Raw genomic sequence first — 20,989 nt, forward strand, 5'->3', positions numbered from 1 at the left:
TATCCTTTTCCTCCTAGCTAACGAGCTGTTTCACCTTATACTCTTGGATTTTTTCAATTAATGGTTCCGCTGAACCGTGGATATTGCCGACGCCATATATGACACGGTTTTGCATTCTTGTTTTCAGCACGTCCATGATTTCGTCTGTTGATTTATATTCCAGATCGTGCAGTGTATCGGCAGGAATCTTGCCTTCTTCATAAGCTCTGACGATCGGTTCCGTCGTTTCGCCGATGAGTATGAGTTCCTTCGTTTTAATGTACGGAAGCACGTCGTTTGCGAACTGAATCGTTCTGTCCACACGGTCGGCGCGGCAGTTCATGATGACGATCGGTTCATCTGTCGGGTAGCCGATTTCCTTTACACGTTTCCATATATTTAAAGTAGAAGATGCATCATTTGCGGCAAAGCCGTTTACGAAATGACCGGGCTCCTTCGTGCTGAGCAGCGGCAGGATTCTCATGGCGCCAGGATCAGGCGGCGCGTTCAGCATTCCTTTAAACGCCGTTTCTTCATCTATCCCAAGAGCCTGGGCAACGCCGAGCGCCAGGGAAGCGTTATCAGGAAAGACCATATATTCAAATTTTCGAAGGTATTCATCTGTAATTTTAGAGTTATCCGCAATAATGACTTCGGTATTCCGCTCTGCGGCTTTTTCTTTAAAGAAGTCTGTGTATTCACTGTCTGTAATGACAAGGTGACCGTTATACGGTATCGTCGCGGTAAAAGCTTCAGCTATTTCATCAAGCGTCGGCCCCATGACATCCATATGGTCTTCAAGCACATTCACGATGACGCCGATGTTGGCTTGAAGGAGTTCTTCCTGAAAGATAATCTGATAATCCGGGTTAACCGCCATACATTCACTGACAATGGCATTGGCGCCCCGTTCTACGGTTTCCTTCATTACTTCTTTTTGCTCGCCGATATTCGGGCCCTGCGGTTTCCGTTTGATCGGTTTCTCCTCAGGTGTATCCCAATAGATCATCCTTGCATCTGTTCCCGTCGTTTTTCCGACTGTTTTGTAGCCCGCCTCCATCAGTATTCCGGTCGTCAGCCTCGTTACGGTTGACTTTCCGCGGATACCATTAATATTGACGCGTACTGGCAGAGCATCGATATTCTTCTGATGCCGCCTTTTTTCAATGATTCCGATGATTAGTACGGCAGCACAGGCTATAATGAGTAACCACATTGATTTTTGACATCTCCTTCTGTATTGATAAATTCATTCATCAGTATATAGCTTCACTATGAATTCTCAATCGGCATTATGTAACATAATCTTCCCGCTTTCACTGAGCCAAACTTCTCTATTAGTGACGCTATTCTTCCTATGATCGAATTGCTTTTTTTGGGAATAGGCAGGACTTCAACCTTACTTCAATTTTCCAAAAGAAAAATGAATGCGTTTACATTTCCGCACAGAAATTCATTTGGACCAATGGGACTATACGCGTTCCGGAAGAAAAAGATGTAATGATAATCCATCTTTTACAGCCTGTTATATCAGCGTTTTCCGCACTGCGCATACATTTCGGGACTCTATGTCCGCTGTTTGCAGACTGCCTGTTTTGTTAAGGATAAGGTCTTAAAGTCATTCATTTTTCCCCCGTATCCTGCTTTCAGTCCCATTCCAAAATAACTAGCAGAATGACTGGTACGTGACAGAAAAAGACGGGTCCGGAGTGTTTACAAGAAATATACATTTTGTATGCGGAAAGCCTATCTCCTTTTAAAGCATTTACAGGACATTTATCACTCTTTTGAAATAATTTTAATAAATCTTTATATTCGTTCAAGAAAAGTTCATCCATAATTGTGAAGTTCTTGGTAAAACATCGAGAAACTCCTCTATTTTATAAAATGCATAAAAAAGGAATACCCGCTGAAAACTACAGATAACCGGGAAAGGAGGCGGTCTGATGTCTGCGGATAAACAAAACAAACGGATTCCCGGCGATTTTGAATCGGCTGTACGGGAAATGCAGGAGCTGATGTGTGTTTGCGGCGATTTTAAAATACGAAGGATCAAACTGCAGGACCGTCATACCGCTTTCTTTTATATTGAACAAATGATAGAAGAACAGAAGCTGAATGAGTTTCTGTTAAGCGACACCCTGCAGAACGGTCCGCTTGAGGAAACGATGAATGCCGTCAGCAGTGCGGAAACGGATGAAACCAGAAAACTCATTGACGGGATTTTGGCAGGCCAGGTTGTTTTTCTCAGCGATGCATCAAGGAAAGCGAAGCTGTTTTCCGTCGGGCAGAATCCGCTGCGTTCCATTATGGAACCCGAATCTGAAAGTATCGTCCGCGGCGCCCATGACGGGTTTGTGGAAAGTTTGGAAACGAACATTCATCAGCTGCGGTTTCACATACAGGACCGCCATCTCTCCGTTCATTATATGGATATCGGGGAAAGAGCCAAATCAAAGGTTGCGGTTATCTTTGTTGAGAATATCGCCAATCCGGAGATTGTGGAGGAAGTGAAGCGGCGCCTGTCATACCTGCGTATAGACAGCGTGCTTGCGCCCGGAGTTATCGAGGAGTCGATAGAAGATAATTCGTTTTCCATTTTTCCGCAGATCGTTCATACGGAACGGCCGGATAAAGCAAAAGCATGCGTGATGGAAGGCTGTGTGCTGATCATGATGGATGGGAGCCCGTCGGCCTTGATTGCCCCGATCACGTTCTTTTCTTTTTTTCAATCGCCGGATGACTACAGCACGAGGTGGATTTCCGCCAGTTTTTTGAGAGTGCTGAGATTTTCCGCCTTTATGATCGCGATTACGCTGCCCGCTTTTTATATCGCGCTGATTGCGTTTCATTTTGAAGTCATTCCCAACGATCTGATTATCACCATGAAAAATTCGATAGTTGATATTCCCTTCCCTCCGCTGATAGAAGCCATGATTATGGAGATTACCATTGAACTGATCCGCGAAGCCGGTATCAGGCTGCCGAAACCGATCAGTCAGACGATCGGCATTGTCGGCGGTCTCGTGATCGGTGACGCGGTCGTTCAGGCGGGACTCATTTCTAATATGATGATTATCGTCGTAGCCGTTACGGCTGTTTCTTCTTTTGTGCTTCCTTCATATGAAATGAGCACGTCCATTCGAACGCTCAGATTTCCGCTTATGTTTCTGGCATCCTCGTTCGGTTTTATCGGCATCGGACTCGGCTTCGGACTTATTCTGATGAACCTGTGCAAGCTTGAATCACTCGGCGTTCCTTATTTATCATCTCTGACGCCGTTTCATTTCAGTGACTTGAAGGATGCATTTATCCGACTGCCGGCTTGGTTTATTAAAAGAAGGCCTTTTTATTTGAGACCGCAAGACTCAAAGCAGATGAAACACGTTCGGGGGTGGAGAAAAGATGAAGCCTAAAAAAATAAGCCGGCTTCAAGGCGTGTTCTTCATTAATCAGACGCAGATCAGCATCGGCATTTTGGCGCTGCCCCATTTACTGATGATGAAATCGGGAAGCAGCGGGTGGATTTCCATTCTGCTTACCGGATTGCTCGTCCAGCTTACATTCAGCCTGTATATGATATTATTCCACCGGTTTCCGAAGCTGAACCTGTATGAAATGCTGGAGGAGGTGTTCGGAACACTTGCCGGCAAAGGGGTGCAGGTGCTGTATATTTTATATTTCGCGTTTCTCTGCACGCTCATTCTTTCTGTATTTACACGGATATTGGATATCTGGGTGCTCCCTCAGACTCCGAATTGGGTGATCAGCTTAATGCTGATCCTCGGTTCTGTCTATATCGCCCAAGCCCCGCTGAATGCGATCGCGAGGTTCAGCTTTATTTTAACGCCGTTTTTGCTGCTGATCTCTCTGCCGCTTTTATACACGCTGGGAAAAGCCGATATCACATACATTATGCCGATTTTTCACGGAACCGCAAAAGACATGCTGACCGGGGTGCAGCAAACACTTGTCAGCATTACCGGCTTTCAGGCGGCGCTTGTGATCGGGCCCCTTATCAACTGCACCGTCAGCCAGCGCTACAAAATACTGACGATCTCAAACGGCTTGATTATCCTTTATTACCTGTATATCACTCTTACTTGCTTTGTCACCATCAGCCCCGAAGAAATAAAAATGATCCCGGAGCCTGTGCTGTACCTGTTAAAAACCGTTTCATTCAGAATTATCGAACGGACGGATCTGCTCTTTTTGACGTTTTGGTTCGTGACCGTCTTTTCAACGCTGGCCAACGTGTTTTACTTGGCAAGCACCGGCATCGCCAAGCTGTTCAATCAAAAAGATCACAGCCGGTTTGTTTATCCGCCGGCCCTGCTCGTCTTCCTTCTGTCTATTTGGGCCACAAGCACAGATAAAACGATACAGCAGCTGGATCAGTTTTTCCGCATTTCCGATATTGTGTTTGTGTATTTGTTTCCGTTGTTTATGGTATTGATTGTCCTTGTACGCAAAAAGGGTGTCCGCCATGCGCATTAAAAAAGCGGTTCTTATCAGTCTCATGTGCGCAAGCCTGACACTTGCCGGCTGCTGGGATCAAAATTTGCTGAAAGATATTTCTCTCGTGCTGACCGCAAGCCTTGATGTTGATCAGGACGGTAAAATAAAATCGCCATCACCTATCGGAAGGTTCAGTCCTCCCAGGCGGAACAGGAAACGGGCGGCTCATTCATTACGACGGTGCTCAGCGCTTCCGGGCACACCATCCGTGAAGCGCGGTTTCAATTGGATAAGCTTGTCGACCAGCGCATTGACACGTCCAAGCAAAGAGTCTTATTAATCGGTGAGAAAATGGCGGAAAAACCGCTTTTTCCTTATCTCGATGTCTTTTACAGAGATCCGAAAAGTCCGCTTCTCGCTCATCCGGCGGTTGTAAAAGACGGCGAGGCGATTGAAGTGCTGAAGCTGATCGTCCGGCAGAAATTGATCGTCAGCAAGTATTTAACGAATTTATTAACAAGCGCTAATGCGGAATCAAATATCAGCATGGAAAATTTGCAATCCATCCGTTCAAGCATGCTGACGGCTGATAAGGATTTCGCCCTTCCTTATTTATCGATTAACGGACAGACGATAAAGGTAGAGGGTTCTGCCCTGTTCAGCGGCCAGCGGAAAGTGACTGAGGTGCTCGGTCAGGATTCGACCCTCCTGACCCTTTTAAGCGGGCAATTTAATAAATCGGCTAATATTAATCTGAAGCTGTGGGACAAATACAAAATGGATATTGAAAATTATCTTTCTCTCGGCATCACGGATGCCACGCGAAAGATTGTATTTATAGATACAGATCCGCAGCATATAAAAGTGAAAATCCGTTTAAAGCTGAACGCACGCGTCTTGGAATATCCGAAGGACAAGCTGAATTCTTATACGGCAATCAACCAAATGAACAAACAAGCATCAGCAAATTTGAACAGCCAGGCCAGATCGGTGATCAGCCATATTCAGGAGCACAACTCGGATATCCTCGGCATCGGCCGGAAATATCAAACCCATTATTATGAGCGGGGCAAGCGGCTCAATTGGCGTGAGGTCTATCCTTCCATCGAAATCGTCCCTGATATCAAAGTGAATATCTCGCAAATCGGCATCGTGAACTAAAAGAGACCCCGGTCTCTTTTTTTGTTGCCAACCGAAATGATTCGTGTTACTCTTTTTGTGTAAACGGTTACATAAATGAAGGAGGAGTGTTTGTTGGCAACGATTAAAGATGTCGCAGGCGCTGCCGGCGTCTCTGTTGCCACGGTCTCGCGTGTCCTCAATGACAACGGCTACGTGCATGAAGATACACGAACGAAGGTCATGCTTGCCATGGAGAAGCTGAATTATTATCCGAATGAAGTTGCCCGCTCTCTTTATAAAAGAGAATCCAGACTGGTCGGGCTTTTGCTTCCGGATATTACGAACCCCTTTTTCCCGCAGCTTGCCCGCGGCGCTGAAGACGAGCTGCAGCGGGAAGGATACCGGCTGATCATCGGCAACAGCGATGAAGAATTGGAAAAAGAACTCGACTACCTGCAAACATTTAAACAAAATCAAGTTGCCGGTATTTTGGCGGCCACCCATTACCCCGACCTTCCCGAATACAGCGGCAGCCTTTACCCGGTCGTATTTCTGGACCGGACAAAAGAAGGCGCCCCATCCGTATTCAGTGACGGGCGGGCAGGCGGAAAACGGGCGGCTGAGGAAATGCTTCGCGGCAAAAGCAAAAGCATCACGCTTGTCAAAGGCCCGGGCCACCTCCCGACCGCTCAGGAACGTTTTAACGGCGCACTTGATGTGCTGCAAAAAGCGGGCGCGCAGTTCAATGTCATCTCCGCCGCTTCATTTTCCATCAAGGATGCCGCCGTTTTAGCAGAAGAATTGTTTGCAGTATACCCGGAAACCGACGGAGTCATTGCCAGCAACGATATTGCGGCGGCTGCCGTCCTCCATGAGGCGCTGCGGCTCGGCAAAAAAAGTTCCGGAGGAGATTCAGATCATCGGATACGACGATATTCCGCAGAGCAGGCTTTTGTTTCCGCCGCTTTCAACCATCCGCCAGCCTGCATATGAGATGGGAAAACAAGCGGCAAACCTGCTGCTGCAATTGATAAAGAAAGAGCCGCCGAATGAGACGGCCATTCAAATGCCCGTGACTTATATAAGAAGACAAACGACGAGAAAGGATGATCACCATGAGTGAAATTTGTGTTATCGGAAGCTGTTCTATGGATCTGGTCGTCACATCCGAACGGCGTCCGAAAGCCGGGGAAACCGTACTGGGCACAGACTTTCAAACCGTGCCCGGGGGAAAAGGCGCAAACCAGGCCGTAGCCGCTTCCCGCCTTGGCGCGAACGTATATATGGTAGGAAAAGCTGGAAGTGACAGCTACGGAAAAGCGATTATTGAAAACCTGAAGGCAAACGGTGTCAATACGGACTATATGGAAACGGTTACACACAAAAAAAGCGGAACGGCTCATATTGTGCTCGCAGAAGGAGACAACAGCATCGTCGTCGTAAAAGGCGCAAACGATGACATCTCCCCCGATTATGCCAAAAGTGCGCTGGCAAAACTTCCCGGCATTGATATCGTGCTGATCCAGCAGGAGATTCCTGAAGAAACCGTTGAAGAAGTGTGCAGCTACTGCCGCGCGCAGCAAATTCCGGTTATCCTGAATCCCGCGCCGGCCCGCCCGCTGAAAAAATCAACGATTGAGAATGCCGCATATCTTACGCCGAACGAACATGAAGCATCCATTTTATTTCCTGACCGGACGAAAGAAGAAGCGCTCGCCGGCTATCCCGGCAAACTGTTCATTACCGAAGGAAAACAAGGCGTACGCTACTCAGACGGCACCGCGGAACGGCTTGTTCCCGCCTTCCCTGCAGAAGCGGTCGACACGACGGGAGCCGGCGATACCTTTAATGCGGCACTTGCCGTCGCACTCGCGGAAGGACGGGACATTGAGCAAGCGCTCCTGTTCGCCAACCGCGCTGCCTCCCTGTCCGTGCAGCACTTCGGCGCCCAAGGCGGGATGCCGGCCAGAAAAGAAGTTGAGGAGCTGCTGTCATGAAAAACACGGAATGTTAAACAGCCACATTGCCAAAGTATTAGCCGATCTCGGGCATACAGACCTCATCGCAATCGCCGATGCGGGTCTCCCCGTCCCTGACGGCGTCCCTAAAATTGATTTGTCTTTAACGGCGGGCGTTCCCGCCTTTCGGGATGTGACCAGCCTGGTAGCCGGGGAGATGGCAGTTGAAAAGGTGATGGCCGCCTCTGACATCAAAGACGTAAATCCCGAGAATGCAAGTTTCATAGAAAGCCATTTCTCAACGCAGACGATCGAGTACATGTCCCACGCGGAATTCAAACGGCTCACACAGAAAGCAAAAGCCGTCATCCGAACGGGTGAAATGACACCATACGCCAACTGCATCCTGCAGGCGGGTGTGATTTTCTAGAAAGAAGGGATCCAGCATGCACATCGGCATGACAGACATTCATAAAGCATTCGGCAAAAACCAAGTGCTCTCCGGCGTCTCATTTGAGCTTCTGCCGGGAGAAATCCACGCTTTAATGGGAGAAAACGGAGCGGGCAAATCGACGTTAATGAATCTGCTCACCGGGCTCTACCGGCTCGACAAGGGAAACATTACGATAAACGGAACAAATATGAGCTTCTCCAATCCAAAGGAAGCCGAAAAGCACGGAATCGCCTTTATCCATCAGGAACTGAATATATGGCCGGACATGACGGTGCTTGAAAACCTTTTTATCGGCAAAGAGCTGACGACGGCGTTCGGCGTTTTGGAAACGAAGAAAATGAAAGCGCTAGCAAAATCACAGCTTGAAAAACTGGGAGTCTCTCTTCCTCTTGACCGGGAAGCCGGACAATGTTCCGTCGGCCAGCAGCAGATGATTGAGATTGCCAAAGCGCTGATGACAAACGCCGAAGTCATTATTATGGACGAACCGACCGCGGCGCTGACCGAACGGGAAATCAGCAAACTGTTTGACGTGATGACGGCGTTAAAGCGGGACGGCGTATCCATTGTCTATATTTCGCACCGAATGGAAGAGATATTTTCGATTTGCGACCGGATCACCATTATGCGGGACGGCCTCACTGTCGATACGGCGCATATGAAAGATACTCATTTTGATGAAGTGGTCAAAAAATGGTCGGGCGGGAGCTGACCGATCGGTATCCGACCCGCACGCCGTCACTCGGCGATAAGGTTCTCGAAGTGAAAAACGCCTCAAAAAAGGAAGCTTTTCACAGATCAGTTTCCATGTGAGCGCCGGAGAAATCCTCGGCGTTTCCGGCTTAATGGGTGCCGGACGGACAGAAATCATGAGAGCGCTGTTCGGAATTGACCGGCTCGATTCCGGAGAGATCTGGATTTCCGGCCGAAAAACCGGCATTCGGGGTCCGTACGATGCCATCCGCAAGGGACTCGGCCTGATTACGGAGAACCGCAAAGATGAAGGGCTGCTGCTGGATACGTCCATTCGTGAAAATATCTCATTGCCGAACCTGACCAGCTTCTCTCCGAAAGGCATCATTGACCGAAAACGCGAGGCGGAGTTCGTTGAGCTGCTCATCAAGCGTCTGACCATTAAGACTGCATCTCCGGAAACCGCCGCCCGGCATTTATCAGGAGGAAATCAGCAAAAAGTCGTCATCGCCAAATGGATCGGAATCGGCCCGAAAGTCCTCATCCTTGATGAACCGACAAGAGGCGTCGACGTAGGCGCGAAAAGGGAAATCTATTCATTAATGAATGAACTGACCGATCGCGGAGTCGCCATCATCATGGTGTCTTCCGAGCTGCCGGAAATTCTCGGTATGAGTGACAGAATCATCGTCGTCCACGAAGGGCGCATCAGCGGAGAAATCAATACGGCAGACGCAACACAAGAACACATCATGACACTTGCCACGGGAGGGCAGCGGTATGAAAACTGAACCAATGACATCAACTGAACAAAAGCGATTTTCCATTCACACCTTCACGCAAAAACTCGGTCCGTTTCTCGGCTTACTGATTCTTGTGCTGATCGTTTCCGTTTTAAACCCGAGTTTTCTTGAACCCCTCAATATTCTCAATCTTCTTCGGCAGGTTGCGATTAACGCTCTGATTGCATTCGGAATGACGTTTATCATTTTAACGGGAGGCATTGATCTCTCTGTCGGAGCCATCCTCGCCTTATCGAGCGCATTGGTCGCAGGTATGATGGTATCAGGCATCGACCCGATCTTAGCCGTCATCATCGGCTGCGTGATCGGCGCCGTACTCGGCATGATAAACGGATTATTAATCACAAAAGGAAAAATGGCGCCGTTCATCGCCACTTTGGCGACAATGACCGTCTTTCGCGGACTGACCCTCGTCTATACGGACGGAAATCCGATTACGGGGCTCGGTACAAATTACGCATTTCAATTATTCGGGCGCGGTTATTTTCTCGGCATCCCCGTACCTGCCATTACGATGCTGATTGCATTTGCGGCCCTGTGGGTTCTTCTGCACAAAACACCGTTCGGCCGCCGGACATACGCCATCGGCGGCAATGAGAAAGCGGCGCTGATATCGGGAATCAAAGTGCCCCGCATCAAGATCATGATCTATTCTCTGACAGGTTTATTATCGGCGCTGGCGGGAGCGATTCTGACATCACGCTTAAATTCCGCACAGCCGACGGCCGGGGAATCATACGAGCTGGACGCCATCGCAGCGGTCGTTCTCGGCGGAACGAGCCTGTCCGGCGGCCGAGGGCGCATCATCGGGACGCTGATCGGGGTTTTGATTATCGGTACACTGAACAACGGCTTGAACCTTCTCGGCGTATCATCTTTTTATCAGCTCGTCGTCAAAGGAATCGTCATTTTAATCGCGGTGCTGCTGGACCGCAAAAAATCGGCATAGTAGGAGGACCATTATGAAGAAAGCCATCATCACGATCGCGGCATTATCACTGTTTTTGCTGTCCGCCTGTTCACTTGAACCGCCGCAATGGGCAAAACCGTCAAACACAAAACATAAAAAAGAATTCACTATCGGGCTCTCCGTCTCCACATTAAACAATCCGTTCTTCGTTTCATTAAAAGAAGGCGTTGTAAAGGAAGCCAAAAAACGGGGCATGAAGGTCATTATTGTCGATGCCCAAAATGATTCATCTAAACAGTCAAATGACGTAGAAGATTTGATCCAGCAGGGAGTCGATGCGCTGCTGATCAATCCGACCGATTCATCAGCGATTTCAACAGCCGTCGAATCGGCAAATTCCCTCGGCATTCCCGTCATTGCGCTTGATCGTTCAGCCGAACACGGCAAAGTCGAAACGCTTGTCGCCTCTGACAATGTCAAAGGAGGAGAAATGGCGGCTGACTACCTCGCCGATCAGCTCGGAAAAGGCGCCAAAGTGGCTGAATTGCAAGGGGTGCCGGGCGCATCCGCGACACGGGAACGCGGAACGGGCTTTCATCATATTGCCGACAAAAATCTGGATGTCGTAACGAAGCAAGCGGCAGATTTTGACCGTACAAAAGGATTGACCGTCATGGAAAACCTGCTGCAGGGACATCCGGATATCAAAGCCGTGTTCGCCCATAATGATGAAATGGCACTCGGGGCGCTCGAAGCGATTAACAGCTCGGGCAAACACATTTTGGTCGTCGGTTTCGACGGAAACAAAGATGCGATTTCTTCCATTAAAAACGGGAAGCTGACAGCCACGATCGCCCAGCAGCCGGAGCTGATCGGAAAACTGGCGGCCGAAGCGGCGGAGCAGGTGCTCAAAGGAGAAAAAGTCAAAAAAACCATTTCCGCTCCATTGAAACTTCAAACACAAAAATAATCGGCCGATGTTTAGACTTCCGGTAAAACGTGAAAGGATGAAGTAAAAGGAGAGATACAGATGAAGAAAACAGCCAAAGCGGCATCCATTCTGACCCTTGCAGCGGGAATATCAGCGGCTTCAGCTGCCGGAATAACGCCTCTTCCGGAGACACACGCGCAAGAAGCGGTCAAAATTGACGATCTGTACAGCTACCCGCTTGACTCTTATCTCGTTTCCGCGGAAGCATTGAACGTCAGAACAAAAGCATCAGCAGCCAGTCCGAGAGCTGATACCCTTCATTTAGGCGACAGCTTAAAGATCGTTTCATTCCAGAACGCTGACTGGGCAAAAGTACATTATAAAAACGGAAAAACAGGATTTGTATCTACTCATTATATTGTTAAAGAAGCAACAACCGTAAAAACGACGGCAAAAACAAAAGTATATACAGACAAACAAGCGGTCAAAGCTTCCCTTGCCAAAAACACGAGCGTTTCTTTCCTCGGATGGAAAAAGACAGCCGGCGGCGGCATTGATTTCGGCTGGGCGCTTGTCGATTACGGGGGCGCAACGGGATATATCAGCACAAAAGATCTGCAAAAACTGACATAATATCAAAACGGATTTCGCAAATTCAGCGCGAAATCCGTTTTTTCTTTCTGGAGCAGTCAGAAACGTCTAAGGTTCGAAATATTTCTCAGGAAATATTGTCGGATGAAGATGAATGTATACGACTCTAAAATGGCTTCTTTATGTAATCCGCCAGGCGTTTGGCATTGTCACGGATAGCCGCAGCATCGGCGCTGCTTACCCCGTACATCGCGAAAGCCGGCAAATAGGTCATTCCCGTAAAATTAGCCATTGCCTGAAACGGCCTTAAGAGCTCGCTCAGTGAAAAATGGTTAGACCCGCCTGCCTGATATGCATCCTCCCCGGCACCTACAGAAACAGCCAGCAGCAATTCTTTGCCGTGCAGCGCCTTTCCTTTGGAACCGTAAGCCCAGCCATACGCCAGCACATGATCCATCCATGTTTTTAAAAGCGGAGGCGCACTGTACCAGTACAGCGGGAATTGAAATACGATCCGGTCATACTGTTCACACAGCTGCCGTTCCTTTTCCCCATCTATTTTCCCGTCCGGATATTCTTTATAAAGCTCACGGACCGTGATGTCATCATGATTTTTTAATTCTTCTGTCCACGCCTTATTGACCGCTGAGTTGTCCATGTCAGGATGAACCGCTAATACCAATACTTTCACAGCTACCACACCTTTCCCTTTTGACTGTATTTTACCTAATCTTTGCCGGTTCAGCCAAATAAAAAGAAAGCCCCCGATAAAAATGAGGCTTTCTTTTTATTTTATTCCGGGCTTCCTTCAGTTGTTTCGATATCCTTCGCAAAATTCGGATTATCTAAATTTGCGTTGAAAAAGTCCGCCGTATTCGGAAGCTTGAGGTTCATATTCATTTTTTGAGAAATGGTCACTTTACAATCTTTAATGACATAGTCAAACACGTGTCCCCCGGAATTGCGTCCTTCATCAATGAAGTGCAGGTGATATCCGGAAACAGCGATGCCGTTTGCGTAACCCGGCGTCCAGAAGCCGGCGATTGTACCCTGAATGTCGTCAAAGTTGAACACAGGCTGTGTTTTCACCGCTTCGATCATCGGAACGTACGGTTTCTCCTGGCGTTCTACCGTTCTTGTCTGCACCTTTTTAAATACGCCGTCTAAACGGATCGCATAAAATAAGTTTTTACTAGGCAGAAGGCTGGCGATTTCCTGCTCGAATTCTTCACGGGTCATTTCGCCGTCGATCGTATGCGTCATGTCCGGGGTGAAAAATGTGAATGAGCAGAATGGTGACAGGTCTCCGCCTTTAACAGGCGTAGCCGTTCCGTCGCCGCGCAGACGGTAAAATTCGCCGTCAAATCCGATTAATTCGCCGTCCAGTTTGTTGAACGTGCCGATTCCGAAATCACCGAACTTCGGAATGTCAGCCATATCAAAATCTCCGTCATATACTCCGTCCAGCAGAGATGTCATGGTGGATACTTGATAGATCTGATCCTCAGGTGAGCCTTTTTCTCCGCGGCTCATCATATGGATGTCGCTTGCGTTTTTCATATTCCCTTCACTCCTTTTAAATTGGGCTGTTTTAGAAAACAGGTCATGGTGCGCAGAGTGCTAGAGAGCTTTTGCTTTCATTTTTCTTTGAATTGCTTCGGAAGCATGTCGCTTGATAAATGGACATTGTCACTGTAATCGACAGGAATGTCAATGATGACAGGGCCTTCTGTGTTCAAGCCTTTTTGCAGCACGTCTGCCAGCTGTTCCGGTGACTCAACGCGCAAGCCGGTGGCGCCGAAGCTTTCTGCATATTTTACGATGTCAATGTTTCCGAAATCTACGCATGATGTACGGTTATATTTTTTCATCTGCTGGAATGCGACCATATCATATGTGCTGTCATTCCATACAAGGTGAACGATCGGCGCTTTTAAGCGGACTGCCGTTTCCAATTCCATTGCAGAGAACAAGAATCCTCCGTCTCCTGAAACGGATACGACTTTTTCACCCGGATTCACCAAAGTGGCGGCAATCGCCCAAGGAAGCGCTACGCCCAATGTCTGCATGCCGTTGCTGATCAACAGTTTCAGCGGCTCATAAGCGCGGAAGTAGCGGGACATCCAGATCGCGTGAGAACCGATATCGCAAGTGACGGTTACGTCGTCATCAATTGCATTGCGCAGTTCTTGGACGATTTGCAGAGGATGCACTCTGTCGGATTTATGATCGCTTGGCGCCTTCTCGCTGTCTGTGAGCATCTGTTTTAACTCGCTCAGCACTTCTTTTTCACGGCTGCCCATATCAAATGTCACAGCGTCGTGTTCAATTTGTTTAACCGTAGCGGCGATATCGCCTAATAATTCTAATTCCGGCTGATAGGCATGATCGATATCGGCCTGGATTTCGTCAAGATGGATAATAGCACGGTCACCGTTTACGTTCCAGAACTTCGGATCGTATTCAATCGGATCATAACCGATCGTTAATACGACATCCGCCTGTTCAAGCAGAAGATCACCCGGCTGGTTGCGGAACAGTCCGATCCGGCCGAAATATTGGTCTTCCAGCTCTCTGGACAATGTGCCGGCCCCTTGGTACGTTTCTACGAAAGGCAGTTTTGTTTTGGCTAGCAGTTTGCGGATTTGTTTTACCGCTTCCGGTCTTCCGCCTTTCATGCCGACTAACAGAACGGGAAGTTTCGCCGTCTGGATTTTCGCGATAGCCGCGCTGACCGCTTCTTCCGGTGCAGGGCCTTGTTTCGGCGCCGGCACGCTGCGTACGTTTTTCACATTTGTGATTTCATTCACAACATCCTGCGGAAAGCTCACAAAAGCCGCGCCTGCCTGACCTGCTGACGCTGCCCTGAAGGCGTTTGTTACCGCTTCTGGTATATTCCCTGTTTCCTGTACTTCTACACTGTATTTTGTAATCGGCTGAAATAGCGCCGCATTGTCCAATGATTGGTGTGTCCGTTTTAACCGGTCTGCGCGAATTACGTTACCCGCCAGCGCCACTACCGGATCACCTTCTGTATTAGCCGTTAACAAGCCGGTCGCCAAGTTGGATGCCCCCGGGCCTGAAGTAACGAGACAAACGCCTGGTTTTCCAGTCAGTCTTCCGACAGCCGCAGCCATAAATGCAGCGTTCTGTTCGTGACGGCATAAAACCAGTTCAGGTCCTTTATCTTTTAACGCATCAAATACTGCATCAATTTTTGCACCCGGAATGCCAAAAACATGTGTGACACCTTGCTCCACTAAGCAATCAACAACAAGCTCCGCCCCCCGATTTTTTTCAGAGGTTTTTAGTTCATTTGTTGCTTTTGCCAACACCCTCACTCCTTATTATGCATATTAAATATAAAATTTTAAGTAATTTGTGATATTATTCACTATACACTCTTTGGAAATTGACCTCCAATATCAATTCGCCGTATGATTAATATGTTTCACGAATAATTAACAAAGAGAAAGGAATGGATAAGGATGGAGCTTCGCCATCTTCAATACTTTATTGCCGTTGCCGAAGAACTTCATTTCGGCAAAGCTGCGCTTCGGTTAAATATGACACAGCCGCCTCTCAGCCAGCAGATCAAACAGCTTGAGAAGGAAGTCGGCGTGACCTTATTAAAGCGCACGAAACGGGTTGTAGAGCTTTCAGCTGCCGGAGAAAGTTTTTTAAAACACAGCCGAAACGCGATCGAAGAAATAGACAAAGCGATTGAAATGGCGCAGAGAACGGCGCGGGGAGAGCTCGGCCGCCTTGTCGTCGGTTTTGTCGGCTCGGCCACATATGAATTTCTGCCGCCGATCATTCGGGAATTCCGCGAAAAATTCCCCTCCGTCAAGCTTGATCTGCGTGAAATTTCTTCTTTCAGACAGCAGGAAGAACTTCTGAAGGGGAACATTGATATCGGCATCCTTCATCCGCCTTTACAGCATTCCGCGTTACATATGGAAAAGGTGCAGAGCAGTCCGTGCATTCTGGCTTTGCCGAAGCAGCACCCGCTTACCGCTAAACAGACAATCGACATTCAGGATTTAAAAAATGAACCGATTATCACACTATCGAAAGAAACATGGCCGACTTTATACCTAGAGTTTGTAAACTACTGCGAGCAGGCGGGCTTCAAACCGAAAATCGTTCAGGAAGCGACGGAGTATCAAATGGTGATTGGATTGGTTAGTGCCGGTATCGGTGTAACCTTCGTGCCTTCTTCTGCTAAAAAGCTGTTTAATCTCGAAGTCGCCTACCGCGGCATTAATCAGGTGCAGCTCACTGCCGAATGGGTCATTGCCTACCGCAAGGATAATCAAAATCCGATTCTGAAACATTTTCTGGATATTATGAATAAACGCCAGGCTTTATTGCAGGCGGATAAGGAAAATGCATAAAAAAAGAGGGCCGCCGAAAGCAGCCTCTTTTTTTGTGCTTTTATGGATTTTTACTAAATTGGTAGAAACGCTCAGTACACCTTACGACCTGTACCCGTATACATACAGTACAACTGATCAGGAGGGATAAAAATAACGGGGCGGCAATGACCCATCTAAAAGGAGGCAGAACACATTACACATATTACCGTCATTTTGACCCTGATTTCTTTCTTTGTGACCATTATTTTTATATTTTGGAGACCCGGGGGATTAAATGAAGCCGTTCCGGCGTCGCTGGGCGCCATTCTCGTTTTGTTATGCGGAACCGTTTCCTTTCATGATTTGGGGGATATAGGGTCAAAAGTCACCGGAGCATCAATAACCATTATCTCCACAATGATTATGGCGATCGCGCTGGAAAGCTTCGGTTTTTTAACTGGGCGGCGGCCAAACTGCTTCACCGCGCCAAGGGATCGGGCATCCGGCTTTTTTGGCTGACCAACCTGCTCTGTTTTTCAATGACGCTCTTTCTGAATAATGACGGGAGCGTATTAATCACCACTCCTATTTTACTATTGGTCTTACAATATCTCGGACTTAAAAGACATCAGAAAACACCGTATTTAATAAGCGGCGTATTAATTGCGACGGCGGCAAGCACCCCGATCGGCGTCAGTAATATCGTCAATTTAATTTCTCTCAAAATGATAGGCATGGACCTTTATTTGTACACCAATATGATGTTTATCCCCGGTACGCTGGGACTGGTGTTTATGGCCCTTCTGCTGTTTGCCGTTTTTTACCGCCGTTTGCCGAAACAGCTCCCCGATATTCCGGTTCATTTTGACTCGCTGGAACACAAACGATATCATCCGCTTCAGCCTCCGCCGGACTTGAGCCAAAACAGCCGTACGAACATCATGTTTTGTGTTTTGGTATTTGTATTGTTCGTCCGGATCAGTCTGTTTGCAGCTTCTTACAACGGCATATCCGTTTCGCTCGTGGCTGTCATCAGTTCAGTCATCCTGCTTTGCTGGAGATGGTTTTATTTAAAAATCGGACCGGCAGACTTATTAAGAAAAGCGCCTTGGCATATCTTTATTTTTGCCTTCACGATGTACATTATCATCTACGGACTGCATAATATCGGACTGACGGCGCTGCTTGTTCAGTCTATTGAGCCTTATGTCTCACAAAGCATTGCCCACGCCGCAACTATTATGGGCATTGCTACATCCGTCCTCTCTAATTTGTTCAATAACCATCCCGCCTTAATGATCAGCACTTTGACATTAACTGAAATGTCCATCGACCCATTAACCGTAAAAATCATTTATCTGGCTAATATTATCGGCAGTGATATCGGATCATTGCTTCTGCCGATCGGGACATTAGCCACGCTGATCTGGATGCATATCATCAGACAGCACGGCGAAAAAGTTTCTTGGTCAGAATATATCAAAACGACCATTGTCGTTGTCCCTCTCACCGTCGTGTTTACCATTACCGTCTTATATGTTTGGATCAGTTGGATTTACCTTTAGCTCCGATGAAAAAAACTGCCTGCTGTATAAGAGAGGCAGTTTTATCATTTATGGCAGGTGCATGGTTTTTAAATGATTCAATTTCCAAAAAACAGTATCGCCGTCTGCATTGGTCAATTCAAGAATATTATCTGAGACATCCTGTAACAGCCCCACTTTATTCGGTATATCTCCTAAATCCAGAATAATCAGCTTCCCGATATATCTTTTTAATTGCTCCTCAAAATTCCGGACAAGGGGCACATTAGCGGGAACAACCGGCAGCTCTGAACTGTTTAATGTATACGGCGTCTGCTCATCGGAATAGGGTGTCAGCCATTTCAAATGATGCATCGAGATGAAAAGAGTCTTATAAACCGGAGAGAAGAAAACAAAATAATCATTTAAAACACTTGTCACATACCCATGGATGGAACGGTCTCCCGTAACAAATATTTCTGTAAATCTGCCTTTTATATGCTGGAGGGTATTCCGGTAAGAAAATGAATGTTCCTGTTTTTCGGGATGCGGACTTTTTTTTCTTGCGTACGGCTCTTTATTCTCTTCGTCCGGGAGCGTCAATGTCATCCTCTGAAGATGCAGCAGCGGAATATAAAGAAACGTCCGGCCGTCATGAATCACAATGATATCCTGACCGATATCCAAAAGAGTTCCTGAAAATGTCGTATTCCCCGATATCTCAATATCGACTTGTTTATCCAGAAATCTGCTTAATCCAGCCATTTCATTCCCCCCTCTCCCGCGTTTACGGACAATCTTTCCAATCATTTACGGCCGTGTTTCCACCGATAATCTATTGTCCTTAATACAGTGGCGTAGCTATAAGAGTTCTCTTCCTCCCGTTTTGAGGATCGAACGGATCTTGATGATCTTTTCGACTTTTTAGAGGAAGTACGCTGCTCTTCGCGTGATTCTTCTTCATGTGACTTTTCTTCTTCGGCGCTCTCTTTCTCACCTTTATTCTCGTCGTCTTTATTCTCCTCTTTTTTAGCTGCTCCTTTTGCCCCTTCGCTGATGCTCTTGATATGAAAAGGATAGATCCGCAGCACTTCTTTATCTTTCACAAGAGTGTAGTGGCCGTCGGAATTATCCACAAGTATACCTTCAACGGCTTCAGGACCTCCGCGGTTGATGGATACCCATTTGTGGATCAGGCGTTTAAATATGCCGTGAAAATCATCAGCCATTTCAAATTCCGGGCGCTCCTCCTCTTGGCCGTCCTCTTCTTGTTCCGCGCTGATGCTTTTGACATGGTCGGCGTTAAAATATACGATTCCGTCATCTTCCGTTTCCAGCACGAGAAAATCATCCCCTGTTTCGTAAAGCTTTCCTCTTTTCGATTCGGGACCTCCCTGATTCAATTGCACCGTGCGATTGGTCATCCGGCTGATCAGGTCTTGAAAATCATCAGCTTTTTCACATTCTGCCGCTTCGGCCGGCGATACGGTTTCACTCGTATTTTCCGTCACACTTTTCACGTGTTTCCATTGATAATAAACGATTTTATTATCAACCTGAAGAGCGATATAATCCGATTGAATGTCTGCTAATCTCCCTGTCTTGGACTCCGGACCTCCCCGGTAGACAGTAATTACTTTTCCTTCCATTGCATGCAAAAAGTTGTCATCAGACCGATGCCGCTTCGTATTGCGTTTCATCTATTGTCCTCCTAGTCATTTTTCTCATAATGTAAAAAGCATAATGCATATATACGTATCACGATTATTTTCGGGAACTGATTCACCAGCCTATTTGTAAAAAATCTTTCTTCATTTCCAAATCAGATATTCCACCGCTCTAACTCACTGCTGATGAAGGCGGACCGCTCCTTAATGTATTCGCAAATCACATCAGGCTCCCGGTCAAAGCAATCAATCTCCTCTTTCTTATAAGGATCCTTTGCGACATGCGGCCTGATCTGCTCATACAGTGACATGACCTTCGGCTTCATATGTTCAATGGTAAACCGGGTCTGAAGCGTTTCTTCCAAAAGCCGTTTGTACGCTTTGCGGAAATACGGTTCATCCAGAAGCCTTGCAGTCAAGGTATTAAACCCTTGTATTCTGACATAATCGGCGTCCATCCGATCACCGTGAATGTCTCTTCCCCACGTCGCATCGTAATCCCACGGAATGACTTCAAAAAGTCCCGTTTCATGATTCCGGTACAAAGCGTAATTATGAACAAATCCATCGTAGTTTGAGGTAAACACGATGCCCGCAAGCCACCGCAAATACTTATCGGCGTCCAAGTGTTTGACGATCTCCCCCTTGAACTCTGACTTCGGCACGGTATTAATTTTATAGATCATGTCCTGCAAGTATAAATCGTCTTCTTTCGTTCCCGTTTTCTTTTCATAACCAAGTTCGAGCGATGTTTTCGTATCCCGCTCCAGATCACTGACGAGGGAGAAATTGGCGTCGTCATCAACCGCGTAAAAAACAGCCCCTTCCGCCAAATTCCGTTTCGCCAGAAAATATTCATCCACTGACTCCAGCTCAAGATACACCCCCTCATGTCTGCCATTGATTTGCAGGGTTACGAAATTCGCCTTTGGTGACAGCGTCCCAAGCTCCGCGAAGAAATCGAGAGACAGCTTATTCCTCATCATCGACGGATCTTTGTATTCAGCGTTTAAATGTATCTCTTTCGCCCTGCGAAATGTTTTCGGCGAATAAAAAGCGATGTGATACGATTTTTTCTTGAAATCTCTTATATGAGAGCCGCGGTACGCCAGATCAATGTCAAGCCGTTTTTGATTCACTCTCAGCACCGCGGGCACCGGATCATCATCCCAAATGTCTTTTTTCAGCTCCATTAAGTCTTTCGGGTGAATAAACAGCTGGTACAGAGGCAATGTTGATTGGTCTTTCATCAGTAACCCTCCCTGTATTAATTTAGGCTGTGCTTTTTATATAAAACTCAGCGAATCACACATACACTTTTTTCATTCATGCGTACTATGTGGTAGTAAGGATCGCATCCTTAAAACATATATCATGAGGAGGTTTCAAAATGGGCCACTATTCCCATTCTGATATCGAAGAAGCAGTAAAGTCCGCAAGCACCGAGGGATTGGAAGATTATTTGTACCAAGAACCAAAAAGCAGTAAGAAGAGAAAATCTCGCAGCCATAAAAAATCGTGCCGCTCTCACAAAAAATCTCG

At 47.2% G+C, this 20,989-nt stretch carries 15 protein-coding genes and 5 pseudogenes; 13 read left to right on the plus strand and 7 right to left on the minus strand.

Annotation, left to right across the window (positions count from 1 at the left end; translation table 11 throughout):
- Positions 1 to 13: 13 nt before the first annotated feature.
- Complete coding sequence (gene pgsB, locus D368_RS16890) at positions 14 to 1,195, minus strand: poly-gamma-glutamate synthase PgsB (protein WP_003151337.1); 1,182 nt, start codon at positions 1,193 to 1,195, stop codon at positions 14 to 16.
- A 730-nt stretch (positions 1,196 to 1,925) separates the two neighbouring features.
- Between pgsB and D368_RS16900 the strand changes: the two genes are divergently transcribed.
- From D368_RS16900 to D368_RS16945, 10 genes and pseudogenes are all read left to right on the plus strand, one after another.
- On the plus strand, positions 1,926 to 3,395 hold the full coding sequence (locus D368_RS16900) for a spore germination protein (protein ID WP_128575000.1): 1,470 nt from the start codon (positions 1,926 to 1,928) through the stop codon (positions 3,393 to 3,395).
- Entirely contained in the window at positions 3,385 to 4,476 is a 1,092-nt protein-coding gene (locus tag D368_RS16905) for a GerAB/ArcD/ProY family transporter (RefSeq protein WP_071392385.1), read from the plus strand. Before D368_RS16900 ends, D368_RS16905 begins: the two co-directional genes overlap by 11 nt.
- Positions 4,466 to 5,598, plus strand: a pseudogene (locus D368_RS16910) (Ger(x)C family spore germination protein). Before D368_RS16905 ends, D368_RS16910 begins: the two are co-directional and overlap by 11 nt.
- 93 nt (positions 5,599 to 5,691) lie before the next feature.
- A pseudogene (locus D368_RS16915) lies at positions 5,692 to 6,682 on the plus strand (LacI family DNA-binding transcriptional regulator).
- Positions 6,675 to 7,556, plus strand: coding sequence for a ribokinase (rbsK, locus tag D368_RS16920; protein WP_071392388.1), 882 nt, complete (start codon positions 6,675 to 6,677; stop codon positions 7,554 to 7,556). The pseudogene D368_RS16915 and the gene rbsK overlap by 8 nt, the downstream one beginning before the upstream one ends.
- Before the next feature lie 10 nt (positions 7,557 to 7,566).
- A complete protein-coding gene (gene rbsD / locus D368_RS16925; protein WP_128575001.1) occupies positions 7,567 to 7,947 on the plus strand; it encodes a D-ribose pyranase in 381 nt (126 codons plus the stop codon).
- Between the two features lie 16 nt (positions 7,948 to 7,963).
- Positions 7,964 to 9,455, plus strand: a pseudogene (locus D368_RS16930) (sugar ABC transporter ATP-binding protein).
- Positions 9,445 to 10,416, plus strand: a complete 972-nt coding sequence (gene rbsC / locus D368_RS16935) for a ribose ABC transporter permease RbsC (RefSeq protein ID WP_071392391.1) — start codon at positions 9,445 to 9,447, stop codon at positions 10,414 to 10,416. Before D368_RS16930 ends, rbsC begins: the two are co-directional and overlap by 11 nt.
- Positions 10,417 to 10,429: 13 nt before the next feature.
- Positions 10,430 to 11,347 (plus strand): ribose ABC transporter substrate-binding protein RbsB, encoded by a 918-nt coding sequence (rbsB, locus tag D368_RS16940; protein WP_101562506.1) that lies wholly within the window; start codon positions 10,430 to 10,432, stop codon positions 11,345 to 11,347.
- Positions 11,348 to 11,407: 60 nt separating this feature from the next.
- The gene (locus D368_RS16945) at positions 11,408 to 11,941 is read left to right on the plus strand and encodes an SH3 domain-containing protein (protein ID WP_024085887.1); all 534 of its coding nucleotides are present in this window, start codon (positions 11,408 to 11,410) and stop codon (positions 11,939 to 11,941) included.
- 124 nt (positions 11,942 to 12,065) lie between these two features.
- Here D368_RS16945 and D368_RS16950 read toward each other — a convergent pair whose 3' ends face one another.
- The 3 genes and pseudogenes from D368_RS16950 to alsS form a co-directional block, all read right to left on the minus strand.
- A complete protein-coding gene (locus D368_RS16950; RefSeq protein WP_003151320.1) occupies positions 12,066 to 12,590 on the minus strand; it encodes an NAD(P)H-dependent oxidoreductase in 525 nt (174 codons plus the stop codon).
- Between the two features lie 101 nt (positions 12,591 to 12,691).
- Positions 12,692 to 13,459: an acetolactate decarboxylase gene (gene budA, locus D368_RS16955; RefSeq protein ID WP_003151318.1), complete on the minus strand. Its 768-nt coding sequence runs from the start codon at positions 13,457 to 13,459 to the stop codon at positions 12,692 to 12,694.
- Positions 13,460 to 13,519: 60 nt separating this feature from the next.
- Positions 13,520 to 15,231 (minus strand): annotated as a pseudogene (gene alsS, locus D368_RS16960) (acetolactate synthase AlsS).
- Positions 15,232 to 15,387: 156 nt separating this feature from the next.
- Here alsS and alsR point away from each other — a divergent pair.
- Positions 15,388 to 16,296, plus strand: coding sequence for an acetoin biosynthesis transcriptional regulator AlsR (alsR, locus tag D368_RS16965; protein WP_007407528.1), 909 nt, complete (start codon positions 15,388 to 15,390; stop codon positions 16,294 to 16,296).
- Between the two features lie 195 nt (positions 16,297 to 16,491).
- Positions 16,492 to 17,822 (plus strand): annotated as a pseudogene (locus tag D368_RS16970) (arsenic transporter).
- Between the two features lie 48 nt (positions 17,823 to 17,870).
- On the opposite strand, the gene D368_RS16975 reads toward D368_RS16970, so the two are convergent.
- The 3 genes from D368_RS16975 to D368_RS16985 form a co-directional block, all read right to left on the minus strand.
- Positions 17,871 to 18,545 (minus strand): hypothetical protein, encoded by a 675-nt coding sequence (locus D368_RS16975; protein ID WP_007407530.1) that lies wholly within the window; start codon positions 18,543 to 18,545, stop codon positions 17,871 to 17,873.
- Between the two features lie 41 nt (positions 18,546 to 18,586).
- A complete protein-coding gene (locus D368_RS16980; protein ID WP_128575003.1) occupies positions 18,587 to 19,480 on the minus strand; it encodes a spore coat protein in 894 nt (297 codons plus the stop codon).
- Positions 19,481 to 19,602: 122 nt separating this feature from the next.
- Positions 19,603 to 20,697: a CotH kinase family protein gene (locus tag D368_RS16985; protein WP_071392393.1), complete on the minus strand. Its 1,095-nt coding sequence runs from the start codon at positions 20,695 to 20,697 to the stop codon at positions 19,603 to 19,605.
- A gap of 140 nt (positions 20,698 to 20,837) precedes the next feature.
- Here D368_RS16985 and D368_RS16990 point away from each other — a divergent pair.
- The coding region (locus D368_RS16990; protein ID WP_486129284.1) for a CotG/ExsB N-terminal domain-containing protein at positions 20,838 to 20,989 on the plus strand (152 nt) is incomplete at its 3' end.

The organism is Paenibacillus lentimorbus NRRL B-30488 (assembly GCF_000411595.1).
Taxonomy (GTDB): domain Bacteria; phylum Bacillota; class Bacilli; order Bacillales; family Bacillaceae; genus Bacillus; species Bacillus velezensis.